This window comes from Microbacterium sp. Y547, from assembly GCF_057669785.1.
On sequence record NZ_JBYHFN010000009.1, the window covers coordinates 1 to 22,168 of the forward strand.

Here is a 22,168-nt window from a genome sequence, read left to right on the forward strand (position 1 = left end):
TGGGCTACACCACGCTACGGGGCACTACTCCGCCGTGCCCGATCGCTTGATTGGCTGAGTATCGGAGGACGCGAAAACCGAGGTCAGCTCCGGGCGCACTTCGCAGTCAGCGATATCCTCGAATGTGAAGTCCGCCATCGTGGCAAAGGAGTGGAATCGCCGTGACCTCTAGCGCCAACTGGCTCAGGTTACTCACATGTCGGGCAGTTGACGATTGGCCACGAAGCAAAATTAACCAAGACGGCTACGCCATCGCTGGACTCGTTCTGCAGGGACTGACACTACTGGCGGTTGCGTTTGCTGCCTGGCAGATCGTCATCCACGGTCGGCAGAGGCATCGCGACTTCGAAGCGCTGTTCATTGAGCGGTATTGGCACCTCATGGACGCCCGCACCCGCGCATTCGCCTCCGGTGGCTCTCCGTCGAGAGCCGACGCACCGGTCGTGATGTCGTACCTGCAACTGTGCGAAGACCAGATCGACTGCCGAGGTATCGGGCGAGTGACCGACAGCACCTGGCAGTTCTGGCGCGGCGCCATCGTAGATCAGACGAGCGAACGGGCGTATGCAACTGGGCTCGCCCGCACAAAGGCGGACGGAAGGTACCCTCACCTCCGCGCACTCTTGAACGACCCACAGAGCCACGATCCCTTGCTGCACGGCAGACTGTGGCGCTGGGTTCACGGACTGTAGTCGTCCCAAGTAGGCCGTCCGAGGTGATGAAGTGAATCTACAGAATAGGTCTTGCATCACGGCCCCAAGCTCGCCTCGCACGCGTCCGCTCGGGCGCACCACGGTTCGGCCGATTGACGGTTGGTTTCCGGGAGGACGGCGAAGACTGAGATGACCTCGCGTGGATCTCGCGGCTAATGTGCCGCTTCGTGATGCTCCGACCTCGCTTCACGTCGCGCTTCAGGCTCGCGCTCGCTTCGGAGCTGGTAGTCGGAGAGAGAGCAAGAATGCAGTGATCTCGCGGGCGCCACATCAGAGCGTCTACGCTGACGGCTACTGTGATAAGTAGGTCGGTGGGAGATGTAGGAGGGCGTCGTGGGTTTCGAGTCACCAAAGACGGTGGAAGACGTGCTCAAACGGATCTTCTCTCAGGAGTACCTCATGCCGGCTATCCAGCGCGAGTTCGTTTGGAACACGCGGGACATTATTCAGCTTTTCGATAGCCTTCTACGTGGCTATCCTGTGGGGTCCTTTCTGTTTTGGAACGTGGAGCCGGAGACTGCGGAGAGCTACGTATTCTATGGATTCCTCCGCGACTATCACGAGAAGGATCACCCTTACGCGACGAAGCAGAAGGTTCCGGTTGGTCAAGGAACGACAGCGATTCTCGATGGGCAGCAACGACTGACGTCATTGAACATCGGTCTCTACGGAAGTCATGCTCTTCGCCGGCTCTATGGTCGGGCGAGTTCGGCCAATGCCTATCAAGTGAAGCGCTTGTACCTGAACCTCGCCGACACTCCCGGCCAGGAGGACCTTGGACTTCTGTACGACCTTCGGTTTCTCACCAAAGACGAGGCGAAGGGCGCCCCGGACGCACAAGACAAGTGGTTCCTCGTCGGCGATATCTTGAAGCTTGAAGGCGACGCAGTCGAGTACATCGAGATCGCCCAAAGTCGCGGCCTGAAGGACGTGAAAGAGGGGGTGCGGCGCCTGGATAGGCTCCACAAGGCAATCCGCTCAACCAAGTCGATGAACTACTACCTGGTTGAAGATCAGGACCCGGATAAGGTGCTCGAGATCTTCATTCGCGTGAACAGCGGTGGCCAGAAGCTATCGAAGTCCGACCTTCTTCTTTCAATGGCCACCAACCAGTGGGAGACGGAGCCGGGTGCCCGCGAGGAAGTCCGGTCGTTGGTTGGCGAGCTCAACGATCGAGAGTTCAACTTCGACAAGGACTTCGTGCTGAAGGCTGCACTGATGATGGTGGGCGTGGACGTCCGGTTCCAGGTCTCGAGCATCACGCGAGCGAACATCAAGAAGATCGAACAGAACTGGCCGAGCATTCGAGCAGCGCTCCTCATCACCGCCGATCTTCTGAAACAATCCGGCTATTCGTCGCGCAGCCTGACGGCGAACAACGCGGCCCTCGTCTTGGCCTACTACCTGTTTAGACGCGAAGCGACGGACGCGTATCTCGACTCATCGCATACCTCCGCCGACCGGTCAATCACGGCCGGATGGGTGACAAGGTCGCTTCTCAAACAAGGAGTCTGGGGCTCTGGCGTCGACACCCTGCTCACTCGACTCCGCACGGTGATCGACCAAACTGACGCATCGGAGGGCTTCCCGGTCGCTGCGCTTGAGAGTGAGATGGCGAGCCTCGCAAAGCCCCTCACGTTCGAGAATGCCGAGATCGACGGGCTCCTGGCCTCCCCATACGGGGGGCGAGCCACCTTTGGTCTGCTGTCTCTTTTGTACCCGGGCCTCGATCTCTCGAAGAACTTTCATGAAGACCACATCTTTCCAAAGACGCGTTTTACGACGAAGGCGCTTGCGGCGGCCGGTGTCCCCGAGCAGGAGGTTCCTCGGTACTTGGAGGCGTTCGATGCTCTTCCCAATCTGCAGCTGCTCCTGGGAACTCGGAACACCGAGAAGCAGGCGATGCTACCCGCCGCTTGGGTACGGGATCATTTCGACTCTGACGAGCAGCGCGCCGCTTATTTGAAAGCGAATGACTTGGACGGTATATCTCTTGAGCTCAAGGACTTCCTCGACTTTGCAGAAGCCCGTCGCACTAGGATTCGCAACAGATTGGTGAAGGCATTGGGACTTCCATCGAAGAGGGAGAGCTGAAGACCTCGCATGGCCCGTATCGCCCGAATTTTGCCAGGAACGCAACCCGTTTGGCCGCATCGCACCGAGGTCGATTGCTACGTTCAGACCATCGATTCCTCAAGCGGTGAGAAGCTGGTTCATGTCAGCACTTTCGGTTCATCAGGGCGCAGTTCTGAGCCGAAGAGCAGCCAGTCGATGCAATTCGATCGAGAGTCTGCGGCCCAGCTGGTCGCTTACTTCGTCTCGGCGTTCGGTACTGGCGTCGTCCGCTGACGCTCGCCGGCACTCTCTCCGAGCACATCTGCAATCTTGACCGCGACAGAGACAGGGGCCTCGTGCTCCCAGAAGCGAAGGACTCTCCATCCAGCAGCACGAAGTTGCTCATCGGTGTCACGGTCACGGGTGATGTTGGCGGCGAGCTTCGGGCCCCAGTAGTCACGGTTGCGCTTAGGCGTGGTCGCGTGGAGGGGGCAGCCGTGCCAAAAGCAACCGTCGATGAAGATGGCCAGACGAGCCCGGGTAAAGACGACGTCAGCCCGGCGCCGCAATCCCGGTATCGGCAGATGGTCAACCCGATACCGTAACCCTCTGGAGAAAAGCTCGCGGCGCACGGCCAGTTCCGTCGAAGTGTCTCGGCGCTTGTTCGCGAGCATCGATCGCCGAGTACCGTCAGACGTCGCCCACGACTTCGTACCCATGGCGACTACAGCTTCTTCAGCTCGCCAGCTTCGGCGAGGTGCCGGAATCGCAGCCGCAGCTTCGAAGCAAAGTCAGCGTCCCGCACGATCACGCCCGCTTCGAGGTTCCGGTGGGCGCCCGCGTCCGAGAAGTTGGCACTGGTCACGAAGGCCGTCGCAGCGTCTACGATGACCACTTTCGAGTGCTGTGCTGCGTACTGGCCTGTGGTGGACTCATACGTGAGAAATGTCGCGCCGTGCAGCTTCTTCTGCAGCATCACCGCGGTCGGCTGCATGCGGACGGTGGTGTCCAGGAGAACCGTGGTCGATACGCCCCGGGCGATAGCGCGCCACAGGGCCTTCACGAAGTCAGAACCTTCTGTGGCGGAGAACGTTGACGCGAAGACGTCTTCTGTCGCATCGTCGATCAGGTGCGCGAGCGCAGCCGTGGTGTGATCGCCGTCGCCATCGAACGTCGGTCCGCTCCACACGGCCCGTAGATCGATCGCATTGCGCGCCGCCGCGGTAGCGAAGCCACGGAGTACGGACGCCAGGGCCTCATCCCCGAGTAGGTGGAATGCGGCTTCCAGCGCGGCCTCCGCCTCGGCGTTGCCATGCAGTGTCGTCCATGCCTGGATCAGGCTTCCGTCGATCTCCAAGCTGGACGCGACCCGAACCGACTCGGCCGGTGAGAGCGTCGCGGCGAGGGTGGCTATCGGATTGCTCATTGGCCGGCACTCACCGAAATGCTCTCCATGAGAGGAGCTAGTCCGAGAGACCCGCCGTGCAGTCCGAGCACGAATCGCCGGTCGAGGAATCTGTTCGCGCGCTCGCACGAGGTCTCCGACAGGAACGCGCAGAAGTGGCAGGCCGCACCATGCAGGAACTCCTCCTGGTCTTTGGGGAGGCGGTGGCTGCATATCGGGTCGGATGAACAGCGCTCGGCGCGATGCAGGGCCTCGAGTACGACGGCTTCGAGCTTCGCGGTCTGCGACAAGCTGACAAGCCCGCCCAGCGTCCCCTCGCTGTCGGCTGAGGTTGTTGTGATCAGGATGCCGGCGGCGGCCTCCCGTTCATCGGCTTTGCGCCAGGCGTAGATGCGTTCCGACACGGAAGCGGAGCCGTAGCCGCTCGACATCGCCATTTCGCGGATGAGCAGGTGAGACAAGGTGTGCAGAGCCCAGTATCGCGGGGGAGGCATCCGCTCCTCCGAATCGATCTGCGCGGCCGATAGGCTCTGGCGGCGCCCGAGATTACGGTGATGCGCTTCGACGTGCGCCGTCCACACCCCGCTATCGAGGGCCTCCCTCTCCCAAGCTTCGACGACCGACTCGTCGAAGCGGATGAAGATTCCCTCGCCGCGATCCTCGGTCGCGGGTGCCCACGTAGGCTTCCCATTGATCGCGATCGGCGCGATGCGCTCCATCTCGTCGCCGATCCGGTCGAGTGCGTCAATGCGCGTGAACCCGATGAACGCATTGGCCTTCCGGATGCGATCGACCGCGATCACCTCCGACACGACAGGCTTCATGCTTTGTGCCACCGGCACCGAATGCACTTTGAAGCCATTCCGCCGGTCCTCCGTAAGAAACTCGTCGGGGTGGGTGAGTGTCTGCCACTCGGGAACGAGTAGATAATTCGGGTCGTATCCGACCGGACCAGGGTTCGATGGCGCGAGTGGAGGTAGATCGCCCCTCGCCACCCGCACGGCCGTCCAGAGATCCTCGTCGGAGATCCCGGTGAACCTCTCCACCATGATCGGCGAGGCGAACATTCGCCACGCGCTGACGTTCGCGAGCGAGGTCAGCTTTGCGATCTCCGATGCGGGAAGTCCGAGCACCTCGTCGACGGTGTCCTGCGGCTTAGGCTCTTTCCGTGACGGCAGCACGAGCAGGTTGATTGCTGCGGGGAACCACTGGTTGGCAGCGCCGAGCAGCATCAAGCGCACTTCGCCGTTGCATACCGAGCCGGGAGGTGAATAGGTCGGAAGGTGAGGATGTCGGCCGCGGCAATTGGGTAGCGATGCCGAGCCGCCCGCGCGGGTCAGCTCCGCAATGTTGCGCGAGGAGCCGCACTGCGCGCATGAGATCGACACCTGGGGTCCGAGGTTCGATTTCCACTCGAGCATCCGCAGCTTGGGGTGTGCGACACACTCGCTTTTGTGCCCGTCGGCGTGGTGCACCCATTCGATATACGGGAACTCGTCGAGGTGGCCGTTCGTGCAGGCGATCAGATATCGCGCTGGCACGGCAAGGCGATCGCGTGGGTTGCCCTTGAATCGGCCCTTGCACTTCGCGTGCACGAAGCGGGCGAGGTCGGGGCGGTGCTTCTTCGTGTTCTCGAACGTGAAGGCGTTGGACGAGACAGTAGCCAGCAGATCGCAGCCCGTGCAGCGCAGCCATTGGGGAAACACACGAGTGGGGATGCCGATCGGCGTGGAGTTGCTGAACGGCTCCTCGGGCAGCCACGGCGGCTGCCGAAGCTCACCGACCTGCCGCCCGAGATGGCGACGTACCGCCTCGAGTAGGCGCGGGACGAACACGAGGGTGGTATCGCCCATGCGAGCGTAAGCCTTGTCCCAGGCGTCGATCCCCTGCGGCATCACGGCGAGATGCGGCAGGTCGACGGTCGCGCCGATCCCCGAGGTGTAAAGCATCGCGTTAGGTCGGATCGAACCGACGCGGGCGCGATTCTTGGTCGGTTGCGTCGTATCGGCGAACGGATCGGCGATGTCACCGGCGACGCTCGACGTTTCGGTAGTCGTGTCGTCGGTCACTTCGCGCCCTTCTTGGGTGAGAACGTCCAAGGCGGAGTAGATGGGGACGGGTTTTCCGTCAGCTTGTCGGGGAACGGCGAGACAAGCAGGTCGATCTCGGGCTGCACTTCGCGCATCGAGTTCGCAACCTGGAAGAGACGATCCCCGCCTTCTCCGATCGTGTCTTCAGGGCTCACGAGAAGCATCTCGACGTGTTGATTCGGAAGCGACTTCCGTGCGTACGTGAGCCCACCGCCGTGCGCGGTCGCCTTCTCCGTCCACTTATCGAGGCGAAGCACCAGCTTGCTCTTCATCAACGCCGCTGACTGGGAGTCGCCCGCTTGCTGAGCACGAGCGATGAGCGCGTCGACCAGCTTGTCGATCGCCGTGCGCCGTTGGGAGATGCGCGACGCTCCCGCTACCGAATCCGAGGACAGCGACACATTGCCGCCGGCGGCGGTATCTACGACGCGAGCGGCCGAAATGATAAGACCCGTCAGGCCGCGCTCAAGAGCCGCGTCGGAATAGGGGGTTACCGAAAGTGCCTCAACGTTGGCATAGAAGGTGTCGTGATAGTGCTCGAACTGCTCGTAGTGCGCCATGTCGCGCGGGCGTGCACGGTTGGCGAGTGTGACGACCAGCCCTGGTTTGGTTGCTTCGCGACCAACACGCGACGAGGCCTGAATGTACTCGGCGGTGTTCTTCGGCTGCCCCACGATCATCATGAGCCCCAGTCGCTGAACATCGACACCAACCTGGAGCATCGACGTCGCGAGGACGACGTCGAACGGCAGCTCGCGCGGGGGTAACTTCTGACCTGCCTGTAGCTTCACCGCCATCTGCTTCCTCGCTTCGGTCGTATCGTGTTCGACTTCGAAGGGCGTCGCGAGGTGCGTGAGCGTGCGCCCGATCTCCTTCGACGAGATCCGCGACGTCAACTCGCCGAGGACAAGTGGCGTACGTCTTCGTGGGTAGCCATTCATCTTGTCGGGGTTGCCGCTGACACGCGTGGTGACATCATCTTCGAGGTAGCGACGCATGCCGGCAAGCTCGCGGGTAGCCGAGAAGTAATCGACGAGCGTGAGGTACGGCTCCGCGGCGGCTCCATGCTCGTCGAACAGTTTCTGCCCGGCGAGAAGAAGGATCTCGCTGAGCCGGATCTCCGCGAGCGTGAGCCGGGCGCCGTGGAGGCAGACGCCGATGTATTTGCGCCCGGGCGCCTGGTCGAGCGGCACCTCTTTCGAGAAAAAGGTGTCGCTTGCGCTGAGCACCTGCGGAGGAAAGACCTCGACCTCGCGGGCGTACAGATTCATGACCTGTTCACGCGCCTTGCGCACAGTTGCAGTGGAAGCTATGACGAGCGGCTTGACTGCCTTCGCGGATGCCGATTCGCCGAGCTGCCATGTCGAGAGCACATCGATCGCACCCTCGAACAGGCCGACGGCCGTTCCCAGCGCGCCGGTGATGAGATGGAGTTCGTCCTGGATGATGAGATCGGGCGGGCGCAGCCGTCCGACTGGCATCACGTCCGTTGGAGGGTAGGTGCGACCGTTCGCGGTGCGCGAGTTGTGATGCTCTGCGGAGCACACGTCCGGTGCAGTGTCCGCATTCTTGAACCCGTGTCGAGGGCACCTCTTCGCGACGTAGCCGAACAGGCTAGCAGCCTCGGCCTCGCGAGCGAGGCGAGCGAACTTGTCGACCGTGGCAAGGAGGAATGTGGGCGGATGCCGGTAAATCTCGTCGTCGACCGTCAACACCGGCAACCCCTCGACCGCCGAGCCACCAGCCGCGAACGGGCAGCGTGCGCGTCGGTCACCGCAATAGACGCGGATGCGCTTCTCGACATCGTCGGCTTCAACGTTGGCTTTGGGGTTGATCGCGGTTCCGCACCACGGGCAGTGGTCGAACTGCAGGACCGAGAGGCCATAGGCGGAGTTGCCCTCGCTCTCACGGACGTCCTTCACCTGCTCTGCCGCCTCCGAGTAGCGTTTCGGGCTAACACTCGCGCCCACCCACAATCCGATGCGGAACGGCGTTGAACCCCAGGTCGTCGGGTCATCGCGCCGCACCAGTTCGGCCGCACACATGAGAGTCGTTGCGCGGATGAACTGCTGGGAGGTGAGAAGGCGGAGCGTGTACCTCATCAAGACCGCGACGCCGTCGCCACCGTCAAGCAAGCCCTCGGGTGTCTCGACTTTGCCCTGCAGCCGACGAATACCGAAGGTGAACGCTGCCAGGCCCAGGTAGGCCTCCGTCTTGCCACCGCCCGTCGGGAAGAAGAGAAGTTCGGCTCGGGGGACGTCGGACGACCGGCGAGCGTTGGTCGGGTCGACGACGGCTGGCAGCTGCATGAGGATGAACGCAAGCTGGAATGCGCGCCAGGATGCCGCGGCCTCGCCGCGAGCTTCCACTTCAACGGTTGCATCGGCAAGGGTGAGACTCGGTTGCTCGATGCGCAGGGCCGCGATCTGCGACTGCAGTCGCTGGTCGCGCATCGTGCGATTCATGAACCAGAAGGCCCGCTGGGCGCTGACATTCTCCACGAGGAGATCGAGCCCCTGCCGCAGACGCTTCAGCGCCCGCGCTCCGTCATCGAGGCCGATCTCTGCTTGCTTCCGAAGCCAGGTGGGGAGCTCCTTAGTCTTTCCGTCCTGCTTCGTTAACCATCCGCTGTACCCGTCGATCAGCGGCTGAAGTCCGGTGCGCAACACCTGAGGGTCCGCCTCCATGAGAGCGCGCATGCTCAGTACTGCGCCCTCCACCTTCGGCGCTTGGGTCTGCGGCACCTCAGCAGTCGGCAGCCACGTCGTCCGGACCGCAGCTGCGCGGCGCGGATTATCCGGCGCGACGTCCCACTCTGCGGACGCGGTTCGACCGACAGCGAACTCGAGACGATCGCGATACAGCAGGTCGAGGCGGCGGACCTCGGAGTCGAGTGATCCGCGATCGCGCTCGCGGGCGTCACGTGTCGGTAGGAAGATGCTCGCGGCACCGGGAGCCGCCACTTCGAGTTGGGCCTGAAAGAGCCAGAGCTTCGGCGGCAGCTCACGGCCGGTTACGACTGTATTCAGCATCGCGGCTTCGACGACGCGATGCCCCTCCGCATCGAAGACTTCGACGGACACGGCGACGTGTTCGCCGCGAATCTCTTCCATCTGGCGACCGCCGTTCTCTATCCCTGAGATGTCGATCGAGACGGGGATGTCGTGCTGCTCACGGTCGTAGTACGTCTGCGAACGTCCGCTCTCATCAAGCTCACGCCTTGCGGTGTAGCTGCCCCACCGGGCTCGGAAGACTAGAGCAGACGTTTCGGCCGGCACCTGGAACCTGATGCCGAGGGACGAGGGCGCGATGATCTTCGACTCGGGTCCGCGGTCCTCGTCCGAGTCAGAGGGCGAGGCTTCGCTCACGGATTCGTCCTCATCGGAGGGGACGCCCTGTACGTCTTGTGTGTTGGTTAGATTCGCAACCGCGAGCGAGTCGTCGTTGCGCAAATCATCGAGGGTCGTCGGCTTCGCCTCCTCATGCGCTACGGACGAAGAGATGCCGTCGATCACAGAGATTGGTGCGAGCGCTCCGGCCAGGTAGCGAGCACGCGGCGTGCCGAGGATGGTCTCATCTCTTCCACCCCACGGGCCAACGAGGTCCCGGGAAAGAAGGTCGAGCAGCTCGCCACGGACTTGCTCCGAAGTCGCACGCGGTGACGGAGGGATCGCAGTGGTCATCAGAACATCGCTCCTACAGGTCGCTCGGACTCGCTGAAGCTCTTGCTGCGCGCTGCCTTGGTTTTTACCGGAGCGGCCTTCGACTCGATTGCCGCGCGCCGATGATTTTCTTCCAGTAGGCGATCGAGTATCTCGATACGCGCTGGCGGGCTCACCGTCCACCGTTCCATCTGGCGATACGTGTGAAAGCCGTGCTCAAGCAGGACGTCGGTCCATCCGTATGCATCCATGACGACCTTGTCGATCTGCGTGTGTATAGATCGGAGCGCATCGACATCGGAATCGTCAAGAATCTCGGCCGAGTTGACGCGGTTATAGAGCGCGGTCAGCCCCAGGTCGCGGTCAAGCATGATCCGACTTCGCGCCTCATGGAGTCGCTCACCTTCGGCCTGGAGCGCCGGCGTGAGCGACGGCCGCGGGAGCGATCGGGTTACATCCGTTGGGGAGTAGCTGAGGTCCGTGCGCATGCTTGAGCTGTACTTGAACGCCCACAGGGTGTGCACGCTGGAGGACAGCACAGCGAGTTCAGCCGGGGAGTCTGTCGCGAAAACAATCGCTTTGTGAGCGAAGACATGTTCACCGGGAACGACGACTGGCATGACGGTCCGGCTGACCTGTGCGATGGCGAGAACGGAAGGCAAATCGGCGATTGCTGCCCGAAGCGCTGGACGATTATTCCAGAACTTCCACCACTCGTTGACCATTCTTGGGTAGCGGACCCCATCCTTTAGCAGGCGTTCGGGGCGGACATTCTGGTACAGGTGCTGCCAGGGCAGGGAGTACGAGCTCGCTTCCGCCTCGGTTCGCTCTTGAAAGTCGATAACCCACCGGGGTGCGGAAATCCGAGCAGAAGCGTTCAGGTCCTCGCCCGAAAGGTAGGGGGCAAGAACCTCCCCATTGCGGGAGTCATGTGCAATCCAATCAGCGGCTTGCTCGGGTGAGATAAAGAACCCAAGGCCGAGTACTCCGCATCCTTGAAACGCGAACCCTGAATTCTCATTCAGCTCTACGGGCATGCCTTCAACCCGCGAGTAGGGTTCGAGAAGGGTCGAGATACGACTCACGAGACGGCCGTCTGCGTCGCGTCGCACGTCCTGGGCGACGAGCGAGCGGGTTGCCCAAATAGCGGCGAACTCGAGGTTCGCGGAACGAGCTGGCCACTTCCGACTCTGAATCGATCGCACGATCTCGAACCCGTGCTTGCTCAGTTGTTCTAGACCCGCCTCGCGAGTGTCACCTTGGGCCACCGTGTTCGTGGCGATTAACCCGAGAGTGCCCGAATCGGCGACGACCAGCTCCGCAGCACGCAAAAGGAAATATGCGACAAGATCGGTGTTACCTCCCTTTACTCCACCTGCCACGACCTCCACGAGCCAATCGCGGAACCCCGGGCCCATTGCGGGCGTGATCTTCTTGCCACCCAGGAATGGAGGATTTCCAATTATCGCGTCGAAACCGCCGTGATCGTGGATGACATCGGGTGCTTCAAGAATCCAGTGAAGTGGCTTCCAACGCGTCTCGCCGATGTCTGCGGTCGGCAAAAGGCCCTGCTCTACAATTCGCTCGAGCTGCCTGCGGTCGGCGTTGGACTCGCTAGTCGGGTAGGCGTCGTGCAAGGCGTCGGCGAGCTCGTCGTACCGCTCCTCGAGCTTCCTCCCGGGCCTGCCTCCTTCCAGAAGCCCCGCGGCGACAATCCCGTCTGCGACATCGCGAAGCTTCGCGGTCACTTGGTCCGACTGTGCAAGCAGCGCGCGTTTGGCGCGAGTCGAGCGCATGCGGTCGGCTTCATCGACCTGTCCTGAAGAAAGCTCGCGCCGGAGTCGCGCGGCATCTTCGAGGTCCTTGTCCACATCGAACCAACGAAGCGGCGCGCGCAAGGCGCGATTCTTGGGGTAGATATGTTGCGCCTTGAGCTGGGCTTCAGTGGTTACACCCAGGAGCGAGTTGCCGTGGAAGACGCGGTCGTCGACGAAAGAGAACGGCTTGCCTGGATCCATTGAGATGAGCCAAAGCGACAGCTTGCACATCTCGACGGCCATCCCGTTGATGTCAGCTCCGTACAGGCAGCGCGCAACGATTTCGCGCACGGCCCAGCGCTTGAGGTCGGACTCCACGCCAACGTCGAGGCCCTCCTTCGCACGCGCCTCGATGAGACGGTCGGCGAGGTAGCGGGCCGCGGCGACGAGGAACGCTCCCGAGCCGGCCGCGATATCGGCGACCTTCAGGTCGAGTATCTCCGCAGATGACTTCAGAGCCCACCGTTCAGAGTTCTCGGTGTCCAGGGGACCAGGCGAGTAGACGAGTGGTTCGAGCGCGTGCAGTACGACCTCTTCGGCGAGAGAACGTGGCGTGTAGTGCGTACCGGTGTTCGCGCGCTGCGGCGACTCCGTCATGACAAGACCATTGGCAGGAACGACGTACGGGAACCCACGGAGATCGGGGCGGATCAAGCCATGAAAGTGCACGAGTCGATCCACCAGGTCAATGTCGCCGAGAAGCGCATGCCTCAAACGCGTCCGAGCGTCGGCTGCCGCATCCTCGTTGGTGTCGCTGATCGCTTTTGCGATCTGGTTAGCAGTTTGCGCCCTGGCGTGTTCTTGCGTCTTCTTCAGGTGCTCCACGAGACGTTTGCCGAAGTCGGCCGGGGTCGTCGCCGAGTCCAAAATCGCTTCGAGCTCACGCAGCCGGATCTCAGGTTCGAAACCACTCTTACCCTTGAGCCCGACCACCACCTCGTCGGCGTATTCCGCGGAGTATCCGAGCAACCCCTCGTATACGTAGCCGATCTGCTCGACGTCCAGGTCGCGGAACGACAGGCGCATCGCGCCGTCTTCGATCGTTTGCACAGCTTTGAGGACGGCGAGCATCGTCCTGTCGGTAAGCCGCACCCGAAGGCGGCCGTGAGCATCCACCCCTTGCAGCCACGGGAATCGTTCGGGTTCGAAGAGTGAACCTCCGTAGGCGGGCATGCGCATGTCCTCGAACGATGCGCCACCGAACACTGCGTTGCTCGAGGCGAGGAGGCGGTGCCAGGCTTCCCAAGAGTGGTCGAGTGTCTCTTCGGAACTCGCCGTTGCCTCACGCTGGAGCTGCTCGCGGATGTCGGCGATCGCGTACGAAGAACGGTACAGATCATGCTCGGGGAGCAATCCGCGCTCCTCGGCGAACAGCAGGAAGACAATCCGCATGAGTACGGTGACCGCCCCCTCATAGACGGCCCTGGGGTCGGCTGGGAGCGGTGACTCTTCACCCTTGGCGATCGATCGTAGATGAGTGTCGGACATCGACTGAAGCACGAGTTCCACCGCCCGCCGTACCTGATCGCCGAGCGCCTCGGTAATCTGCTCAGCGCTCGCGACGCTCTCAGCGAAGAGCGCGGACAATCTCCTCTCCGCCGGGATGCCCACGACCGAGCGATAGTTCGCGAGCGCGAGGAATGCGTCCCGGCTCGGCTTCTCCTCGCGCCAGAGCAGCGCATCCCAGACACCGCTCGCCGTCGTGACGTCCTTTGTAGCGGACACCAAGGCCCACCAACGGCCGTCAGTCACAATGCCGATCGACACTCCCGACTCCCGCAGGAGGAGAGCCATCCGATCGATCGCGTTCGCCGACCAGCCATCGGATCCGGCGTTTCGGAGATTCTCCGTCCGCTCGACGACTGTGACCAAAGCGACCGTGCCGTCATCGCCCTTCAGCCCCGCCCACGGTGTGAACCGGACCGACTCGTTCGGCGACGCGGCCGAGTACTCGGCAGGTTCGAGCACCAGTTCGTCCGACCAGTCGAGCAGCGTACGAAGAACGGACTCCACCCATCGATCGCGGAGCGCCGGGTAAGTGTCGGGGGATGCCGTCTGCCATCCCTTCGTCCAGCGCACGAACTCGTCGACGAAGGTTGCGTTGACGTCGTCGACCGCGGCATCGGCCTTCGGAAGCCCCGACGGATAGAACGACTTCAGCGCCGCGCGCGACAGGAAGGGTCCCTCAGCGTCGATCAGCGAGAGCCACTCCCAAACGTCAACGGCCATCGTCAGTCTCCAATTTCTCGGCGTCCTCGGGTGTCAGCGCGAACACGAGCGCGGCGGCGAAAGTGTGTGCCTGAAGCTCGCGGTATCGGCGCTCCACGGCGTCGCGTTCGGTGCGCAGTTCATCGTCCAGCACGGACAGGCGGGTGCGCACTCGCGCGAGATCCCGTTCGCGCTGCTGTCGTTCGTCGTCGAGCTGGAAAAGCATCTCAGCGCCTACGCGGCGAGCCTCGTCCGCGGCGGTGAGCGTTCCTTCGAGCGTCGCGCGGAAGTTCTGGAAGATCTGCTCAACGGTGGAGAGGTCGGCCCGGCGGCGTCCTTCGAGGTTCTCCTCGATCTCGAGTCGGAGCCGGTCGGCACGGCGCTCGATCGCCTCGTTCACCCGGGAACGGAGACCGTCCGGCTCATCGCCCTGGTTTGTCCAGTCCGCGGCGAGGCGTTCGAGCGCGCGCTCGCTAGGAGCCGTGAGGCGGGACCCGTCGAGGGCCGAGGCGAGCAGCGTCTCGGCCTTCTCCACGCCGAGCTCCTGCCGGCGGGACAGACGTGTGCCGGCGAGGAACACTTCTTCATGCAGGCGTACCCCGCTCTCGCCCACGATCACCAGCCGGGCAACCCCGGCTGCGAAGGATTGGTCCAACCCTTCAACGACAACGGCGCTCACGCCTCTCACCTGATCGGTACGGGTCCAGACCTGACCGCGTAATTCACGCGCGGCTCGCTGGATCAACGGGTGCCCCAGGTGGGCGTAGACGACATCCGTCCGCCCGCGGGCTCGGGCCTCGTCGAACGTGATGGGGCGCAGGATGCCCGGAGCGAGGCGTGTATCTAGCCCGGCGAGCGCGGGCACCCAGGTGCGGGAGAGGCCGGACGGAACCTCATAGACCACTGCTTCGTCGAGATCGTCGACCTCGACGAGCTGCGGCTGCCCCGAGACGCGTAGACCTTCCTCGAAAACACGTCGGAGGTTTCCCTCGTGCAAATGCATGCGGTCGCGCGAGTCGGTGAGGCGATCAGCAAGGCGCGTCAGGCTCCGGCTCAGACCTCGTTCGGCCTCCATGACGCGGTTGAGGTCATTCGAACCATCAGCGCGTCGCGTCTGACGCGCAATGACCTCGTACCCGAGCTCGCGCTGCAGGTCGGGAGCGATGATCTCGCTGGCCGAAACGCCGTCGTGCTCGGAATTCGCGATCTTGCTCGCCAAGCGAGCCAGCAGGTCGATGTCCTGTGCGTACGGGCTCGGATTGTCCTTCGCAGCGCGCGGGTGCCACACCAGGGGCGTCTCGGTTTGCCCGTACCGGTCGATTCGTCCGATCCGCTGCTCGAGCCGGTTCGGGTTGAACGGGATGTCGAAGCTGACGAGTCGGTGGCAGTAGGTCTGCAGATCTATGCCCTCACCGGCGGCATCGGTCGCGAGCAGAATGCGAACCGGCTCTTCGTTCGGCGGCGCCGTGAAACGAGCGCGGATATCCTCGCGCGTCTCGGTGTCGGTCGAGCCGTCGATCACCGCCAGACGAGATCCGCCGAGGCCCCTCGACGCGAGGACATCCTTCAGCCATTCGAGCGTGCTGACGTACTCCGTGAAAACGACAATGCGCTCATCGGTCCAACTCCCATCGGGGAGGAGGAGCGCGCCTTCGATCAGGGCGAGCAGTGCTGTCAGCTTGGAGTCCGGGCGTCCGTCGTAGCGACGACCCCAGCTGATCAGATCCTCGAGATCCTCGATATCCTCGGCAGCCAGCGGCACCTGCACCCGCTTGGCGGAACGGAGGGCCTCCAGCTCCGGCTGATCGAGACGCCCCTCCTCCTCGTCCGATGCCTCCTCGCCGAGGACGTCGTCGTAATCGGGGAGTGCGACATCCGCATCTCCACGAGACGCCAGGTAGGTCGCGGCGGTCGACGCGAAAGCGACTGGGGAGGAGAAGAAGCGCTTCTTCAGGATGATGGTGGCGAGATCGGATGCTCGGCGTCCGCTCTCCTTCTTCATCGCACCATTTCGTCGGCGCGTGAAGGCGATCAGCTTGCCGTATGCCTGGGCCTCGTCGATCGTCGGCTCGAACCAAAGCTGGCGCACTTCACGCAGCATGAACCCCTCGCTCGGCAGATCCCGCTTGAGCCGACGAATCGCCACGTTCCGTAGCGCGTCCTCGTCGAGATCTGCGCCGCGCGCGAATCGCTGTGAGTCGATCATCTCCAGCAGAGCAGTGAACGACTCCGTATAACCGTTGTGCGGCGTTGCGCTGAGGAACAGCCGGTGCTGGCATCGCTCGGCGAGCCGACGTACCGCGATCGTCCGCTGACTGTCGACGGCATATCGAGGGCGGTCGGTGGCCGCTCGGCTCGGCGTCGCGGGTGCGACGTGATGCGCTTCGTCGACGACGAGGATGTCGAACGCGTGGCGGTCCGCGGTTCGCACGTCGTTGACGCTCGCGTACACCTCTTCGAGTAGCCGTTCGGCGCGAGGCGACGGCAGCCAGGACATCGACACGATGACGCGAGGGTAAACGCGGAAGGGGTTGGCATGGACACCGAACGTGCGGCGGAACATCTTCATCGTCTCGGAGTTGATGATCTCGAAGCTCAAGCCGAACTTGTCGCGCATCTCCTCCTGCCACTTGATGACCAGACCGGCGGGGCACACGATGATCACCGAGCGGGCACGATGGCGCAGGAGAAGTTCCTGCACGACCAGTCCTGCCTCGATCGTCTTGCCCAGGCCGACGTCGTCGGCGAGAAGCATGTTCGCGCGCGGCGCGTCGATCGCGCGGCGCAACGGTTCCAGTTGGTACGCCTCAACCGACGCACTGCTCCGGAACGGCGCTTGCAGCGTCTTCGGGTCTGCGCTCGTCAGTGCCCCCCATCGGAGTGCATCGACGTAGGCGGCGAACGTCTTCGGGTCGTCGAACTGGTCGGGCCGAATGCTGTCGGGCAAGCCCTGTTCGCGCACGACGGAGCGACCAGGCTCGAGCTCCCAGATCACCGTGAGCTCGCGCCCGTAGTGGTCCTCTTCTATCGACTGGAGCGTTACCGCGCTCTGCACCTCCGGGGTGCCGTCATCCGCGCTCGAGCGTGGAAGCGCCTGCACGGAAACGTCCGTGACGGACCACCTCGCCCCTCGAACGTTGACGAGGTTGCCGATCTCCGGAACCTCAGTCTCGGCGACTGCCTTCTCGCCAAATTGCTTCGTCGCAATCACGCGCTTTCCCCATCCCCTATTCCCGGTCGCTCGGGATATCGCGCATCATCGGCACGTCACGCTGAGCGTACCTCGCTATTCGCCACGTCAAGCGACTCGGCCATCTTCTGCAATCCGACGAACGCCCGGAGCACAGCTGAACCTAGCTGCGGAGGCACGGCGTTGCCGATCATCGTTGCGAGAGCTCCGCGTGTAGGACAGTCAATGAAATCGAAGTAGTCCGGAAAACCTTGGATGCGCGCAGCCTCGTGAGGCGTGAGCGCACGAGGAAGATCCGGGTGCATATAACGACCTTGACCGATGCTTCCGAACCCGCTCGTAATCGTCTGAGCAGGCTCGTCCCACTTCAATCTTCCGTACATGGATTTGTATGAGTGATCACCTTGTTGGCACTTCGGGCGAAGTCTGTTGGGGAGGTCGTACTCACCGTGGTCAAGCAGGTATTGCATCCGCTGAAGGTTGTCGCTCGTCGGGCTCGAGAACCGATCGATCGGCCGTACCGACTCGATGTCGACCAGGTCGCCGATCGCCCATCGCAGATCGTGAGCGATGCCGTTGCCTGACAGCGCGTCGAAGATCGCGCGCGGGTGCGGTTCACCGTCAGCCGTTGCGACGAGCAGGTGACGTCGACGCTTCTGCGCAACTCCTAGAGTGGCCAAAGCGACGACCCGATGCTCTGCGGCGTAGCCGATGCTGCGGAGGTGTTCAATCGACCGATCGACGACTGGGGAGTCATTGTGGCGATCGCGGAGAACGGACGGGACATTTTCGATCAACAGCAGTCGAGGCCGAAGGACCTCGGCGGCACGAATCATGTGTAGGTAGAGCCCGTTCTTAGCGTCGATTCGTCGCGTGTGATTGTTCAGATTGCTGTGGCCCTGACATGGTGGCCCGCCAACCAGAACGTCGAGTTCGCCGACCGTCTTGGCGATTCGCTGCTCGCCGAGCGTCCTGTGCGCGCCGAGGCAACCTTCGAAGAGGGACTCAACACTCGACGATTCCACGCGTTCGGCGAACGGGAAGTTCCGCTTGTAGACCTTCGCCGCCATCGGCTCGAAGTCCACAGCGAGCGCAATTTCAATGGCCCGACCCTCGGCTCGGGCCGCCTGGGCAAGCCCCAGGGTAATGCCCCCGCATCCCGAAAAGAGATCCACGACGCGAATCGGGTCTTCTCCCTTTTCGAATCGCGGCCGGCGCGACAAGCGGAGGGGATGACGCGGCTTCGACATGGTCTTCACCCTATTGCGAGATCGCGAATCAGCCTCGTGCCACTTCAAGACCAAGACCAAGACCAAGACCAAGACGAAGACGAAGACGAAGACGAAGACGAAGAGAACCTACGATGCACGCAGGCACCCACGGTGGACGACGCCTTTTGAAGCCGCTTTGCTGCAGATGCCTGCAACGCCGAAAAATCCCTGGATAACCGCGAAAACCTGGCCTACTGTGGCGCCATGCGCGGAGGTCTGGAGCGATGGAAGAGGGGTGTCGAATCCCGCGGGGTTGGGCACGCGATCTCGTACGCTCTCGAGGGCACGTGCGACGCCCACATGCCCCACTCGACGGGCGCCGAGGCGCTCGAGGCGTACGGCGCAGCATCCGATTCAACCGTCACTCGGTTCATCGTCGAGAACGGCGTCATCACCTCCGACAATCTCTCAGCCGGCGGACTTCGTGTGTGGCTCGCCGGGCACGACCCGGTCACGGGGCAGGAGCGCGGCCACCAGCGGCTGAGTCCCGACGCCGACCTGCTGCTCGACGGGACCCTCAACCACCCGAAGTCGTACAGCATTGCCGCGCTGCTGCATCCGGCAATCGCTGCCGAGTTCGAAGCACTCCAGGATCGGTTGCGTGAGCGCATCCTGCTCACTTGGCAGACCGAGCTCAACGCGCGGCGTGGGCATGGTGGGCTCGTCCGCGAGGAGATCACGCGCATTGAGGTCGTCGAGCTGCAGCATCGTCGCTCGCGCGCACTGGACCCGCACATTCACCGCCACCTCTGGCTGAACATTAAGGTGCTCGGCGCGGACGGGAAGTGGTCGAACCTCGACTCGCGGGTCGCGATGAAGCTGCATACCGTCGTCAACGCCGAGGGCGAGCTCGCAGCCCGCACAGATCCCGAGTGGATCGTCGCGCTTGCGCACCACGGGTACAGGCTCGATGACTCGGGCGAGATCGCCGAACTCGCCGGCGCCGTCCGCCCGCTCTCGCGCCGGTCGGCGCAGATCGAGGCGAACCGCGCGCGCCTGATCGGGGAGTGGTCGGCGGCGCACGGGGGATCGGCGCCGAGCGTCGACGTCCTCCATCAGATCGACCGGCGCGCATGGGCGGTAGCGCGACCGAACAAGCCCGCCGACCTAGACGAGACGTCGTGGGAGTCGCGCGTCCGGGACGAGATCGCGGCGATCGATCCGAGCCTCATCACCGCGCGTGCACCGATTGCCATCGCTGCGACAGACCTGCACGCCCTCGATCTGGATCTGCTCGCAGCTACGGCGATCGTGGATGCGGACGAACGGTCCACAGCGTCTGGCGGGCGATTCAGCAGCTTCGACATCCGCGCCGGCGCAATCCGTGCACTCTCGCGAACGGGCATCGTTGCGGAGCGCAACCAGCTCGACGACGTGATCGTCAAGATCACAACGCGCGCCGCGAACGGCGTCTATCGGCTCGTTGCGGAGGTTCCGCCGGCGCACGTGAAGGCCTTCATGGCCACTGGGACAGTGCGCGCGAAGGTGCGCCTCGCCGGACGCCTTGACGCGCTCGCCCGGCCGGGGCGCTCACTCCTGCCGAATGAGCTGTATCGGTGTGCGCCCAACGAGGACATCTCGACACTGGATGCTTCGCAGAGCGTTGCGGCGTGCGCGATTGCCGGGACTGACGGGCTCGTGACGGTTACCGGCCCCGCTGGCACAGGCAAGACGACGATGCTGCGTGTTGCGTTCGCAGCGCTCGGGGCGCAACGGCGGCGGATGCTCGTCGTTGCTCCGACGCGGAAAGCGGCGTCGGTGGCGTCTCGCGAGGTCGGGGCTGCGGCATCCAGTATTCATGCACTGCTCGCAGACCACGGCTACCGATGGGGTGCCGATCAGGCCGGTGCGAAGGTGTGGACGCGACTGCGTGTGGGGGAGGTTGATCCCAGCACGGGTGGCACATATGGCGGGCCCGCGCAGTACGGGTTCCGTTCTCGCGATCGGATCGTGGTCGACGAAGCGGGCATGGTCGATCTGCAGACCGCGAACGTACTCGTCGACCTCGCGATCGAGCAGGGGGTCGGGCTCGCGTTCGTCGGGGATCCGCACCAGGCGTTGCCGGTCGGACATTCCGGCGCAATGGGTTCGGCGATTCGGCACGCGAATGCGGCGGTTGAGCTCGATACGGTGCATCGGTTCCGCGATCCCGAGTACGCGGCGCTTACGCTGCGGCTGCGCGAGGCGAGTGATCGCGAGCATGCGCTGGCGGTTGCCGGTGAGCTGGCGGAACGCGGCCACGTCGAGCGGGTCGATCATCACGAAGCGGCGCGTGAACGGATGATCGACGCCTACTTCGAGTGGCACGCGCAGGGCAAGCGGGTGACGCTGGTTTCCGGTACCAACGCTGAGGCTGGTGCCATCAACGACGCGATCCAGCAGCGGCGAGTCGATCACGGCGAGCTGGACCCAAGCGCGGTCGCGTGGGGGATGGCGGAGCAGCGCATCCTCGTCGGTGACGCCGTCCAAACCCGCCGTAACGACCGCCTCACGGGCGTCGAGAATCGTGCGCAGTGGATTGTGCGCGGCATCCGTGAGGAGTTCGTCGATCTTGTGTCGGTTGGCGACAGCGGCGAGTTGCGGCGAGTGTCTGCCGAGTATGCGCGGGAGCACCTGCAGCTTGCCTACGCCTCGACGGTGCATGGCGTGCAGGGCGACACCGCCGATGCGTCCGTGGTCGGGCCCGATGTGGACGCGGCGGGACTGTACGTCGGCCTTACACGCGGGCGAGTGCACAACATCGCGATCGTGGTCGCGCGGACGGATGCCGCCGCCCGCGAGTGTCTCGCCGAGTCGATGCAGCGCGGTACGCCGGAGCTGACGATGCAGGATGCTGTGCGCGCGGCTCAGGCCGAAATGCGGCGCGCGGCGCGGGCCCGGGACTTGGCGGCGATGGCTACCGGACCGGTGGTTGGGGCGCCGAGTGCGGGGCACGGGATCGGGATGTAGAGCCCACCGATTGGGGATGGAGGGTCCCGAATCGTTCGGCCTCACGCTGCTTATCTGTCTGTCGCCACCCGCCTTATTGTCGAACACCTACGTACAGAATTGTCGGCATCGCGTCGCGGAGCCCTCGCTCCGCAGATGGGACCGTGCTCTGGCAGTGGCGACGGCGCCAGTAGCGCCGGGTAAGCTCCGCGGCATGGATGATGACGAGAAGACGCCATGGCGAGTCGAGCCCCGATCGCCCGACAAAGGCCTCTGGGCCTTGGTGAACGCAGGGTCCAATTCGCTGTACGACGTGGAGTTGACCGGCGCGACGATCGCGGACACACAACGGTTCGACCCCGCCTCGGTCGGGGCCGCCCCGTCGATCTTCAACCCGGACGCCCCCTATCAATTCCGTCTCCGCAACCCCGCCGGCGTCAGCGCCCCGACACTCCTTGTCACTTGGGCCGACTCCCCAGGGGGTAGAACGCAGAAGCAGCGCATCATCATTCAGTAGCCCACCTGGTTGCGTGCAATGTGTAGTCGCCCAGCTCGTCAGTGCCTGTGCCGTTGCCAGCCTTGCAAGAGCAGCCTCCCGTCAGAGCACGCCGACGGCGGTTCCGACCGTGTGACCGACGCAGAAGGCTGGCGCCGGGAGATCGCTGAGTCCGCCTTCCGTACTCGTTGAGGCGGTCGGAGGTGTCCTGCGGGCTGCGGGTCAGTCACTTTGCTCGGTGGTCAACTATCGCTCCATTTCAGACGCCCACGGGTCTCGACGGTTCTTCGGGTCGCGGCTTGTCTTGGGACTGCCCCGAGTTTGGTTGACGTC

The 22,168-nt window shown here is 63.5% G+C and carries 10 protein-coding genes; 3 read left to right on the plus strand and 7 right to left on the minus strand.

Annotated elements, in window-relative coordinates; all coding sequences use genetic code 11:
• Positions 1–1,046: 1,046 nt before the first annotated feature.
• Positions 1,047–2,807: a DUF262 domain-containing protein gene (locus AC25Y0_RS12585; RefSeq protein ID WP_488134753.1), complete on the plus strand. Its 1,761-nt coding sequence runs from the start codon at positions 1,047–1,049 to the stop codon at positions 2,805–2,807.
• 215 nt (positions 2,808–3,022) lie between these two features.
• Here AC25Y0_RS12585 and AC25Y0_RS12590 read toward each other — a convergent pair whose 3' ends face one another.
• From AC25Y0_RS12590 to AC25Y0_RS12620, 7 genes are all read right to left on the minus strand, one after another.
• Entirely contained in the window at positions 3,023–3,487 is a 465-nt protein-coding gene (locus AC25Y0_RS12590; RefSeq protein WP_488134754.1) for a very short patch repair endonuclease, read from the minus strand.
• A 5-nt stretch (positions 3,488–3,492) separates the two neighbouring features.
• Positions 3,493–4,194 carry a DISARM system phospholipase D-like protein DrmC gene (drmC, locus tag AC25Y0_RS12595; protein WP_488134755.1) on the minus strand — a complete coding sequence of 234 codons (702 nt, stop codon included), beginning with the start codon at positions 4,192–4,194 and terminating at the stop codon, positions 3,493–3,495.
• Positions 4,191–6,242, minus strand: coding sequence for a DrmB family protein (drmB, locus tag AC25Y0_RS12600; RefSeq protein WP_488134756.1), 2,052 nt, complete (start codon positions 6,240–6,242; stop codon positions 4,191–4,193). The genes drmC and drmB overlap by 4 nt, the downstream gene beginning before the upstream one ends.
• Positions 6,239–9,946, minus strand: coding sequence for a DISARM system helicase DrmA (gene drmA / locus AC25Y0_RS12605; RefSeq protein ID WP_488134757.1), 3,708 nt, complete (start codon positions 9,944–9,946; stop codon positions 6,239–6,241). The genes drmB and drmA overlap by 4 nt, the downstream gene beginning before the upstream one ends.
• Positions 9,946–13,971 (minus strand): Eco57I restriction-modification methylase domain-containing protein, encoded by a 4,026-nt coding sequence (locus tag AC25Y0_RS12610; RefSeq protein ID WP_488134758.1) that lies wholly within the window; start codon positions 13,969–13,971, stop codon positions 9,946–9,948. The genes drmA and AC25Y0_RS12610 overlap by 1 nt, the downstream gene beginning before the upstream one ends.
• Positions 13,961–17,050 (minus strand): DISARM system SNF2-like helicase DrmD, encoded by a 3,090-nt coding sequence (gene drmD / locus AC25Y0_RS12615; RefSeq protein ID WP_488134759.1) that lies wholly within the window; start codon positions 17,048–17,050, stop codon positions 13,961–13,963. Before drmD ends, AC25Y0_RS12610 begins: the two co-directional genes overlap by 11 nt.
• A gap of 167 nt (positions 17,051–17,217) precedes the next feature.
• The gene (locus AC25Y0_RS12620) at positions 17,218–18,390 is read right to left on the minus strand and encodes a DNA cytosine methyltransferase (RefSeq protein WP_488134760.1); all 1,173 of its coding nucleotides are present in this window, start codon (positions 18,388–18,390) and stop codon (positions 17,218–17,220) included.
• Positions 18,391–18,615: 225 nt separating this feature from the next.
• On the opposite strand from AC25Y0_RS12620, the gene AC25Y0_RS12625 reads away from it, so the two are divergent.
• Both AC25Y0_RS12625 and AC25Y0_RS12630 read left to right on the plus strand, forming a co-directional pair.
• Complete coding sequence (locus AC25Y0_RS12625; protein WP_488134761.1) at positions 18,616–21,360, plus strand: AAA family ATPase; 2,745 nt, start codon at positions 18,616–18,618, stop codon at positions 21,358–21,360.
• Between the two features lie 193 nt (positions 21,361–21,553).
• Positions 21,554–21,856, plus strand: a complete 303-nt coding sequence (locus AC25Y0_RS12630; RefSeq protein WP_488134762.1) for a hypothetical protein — start codon at positions 21,554–21,556, stop codon at positions 21,854–21,856.
• The last annotated feature ends 312 nt before the right edge of the window (positions 21,857–22,168 follow it).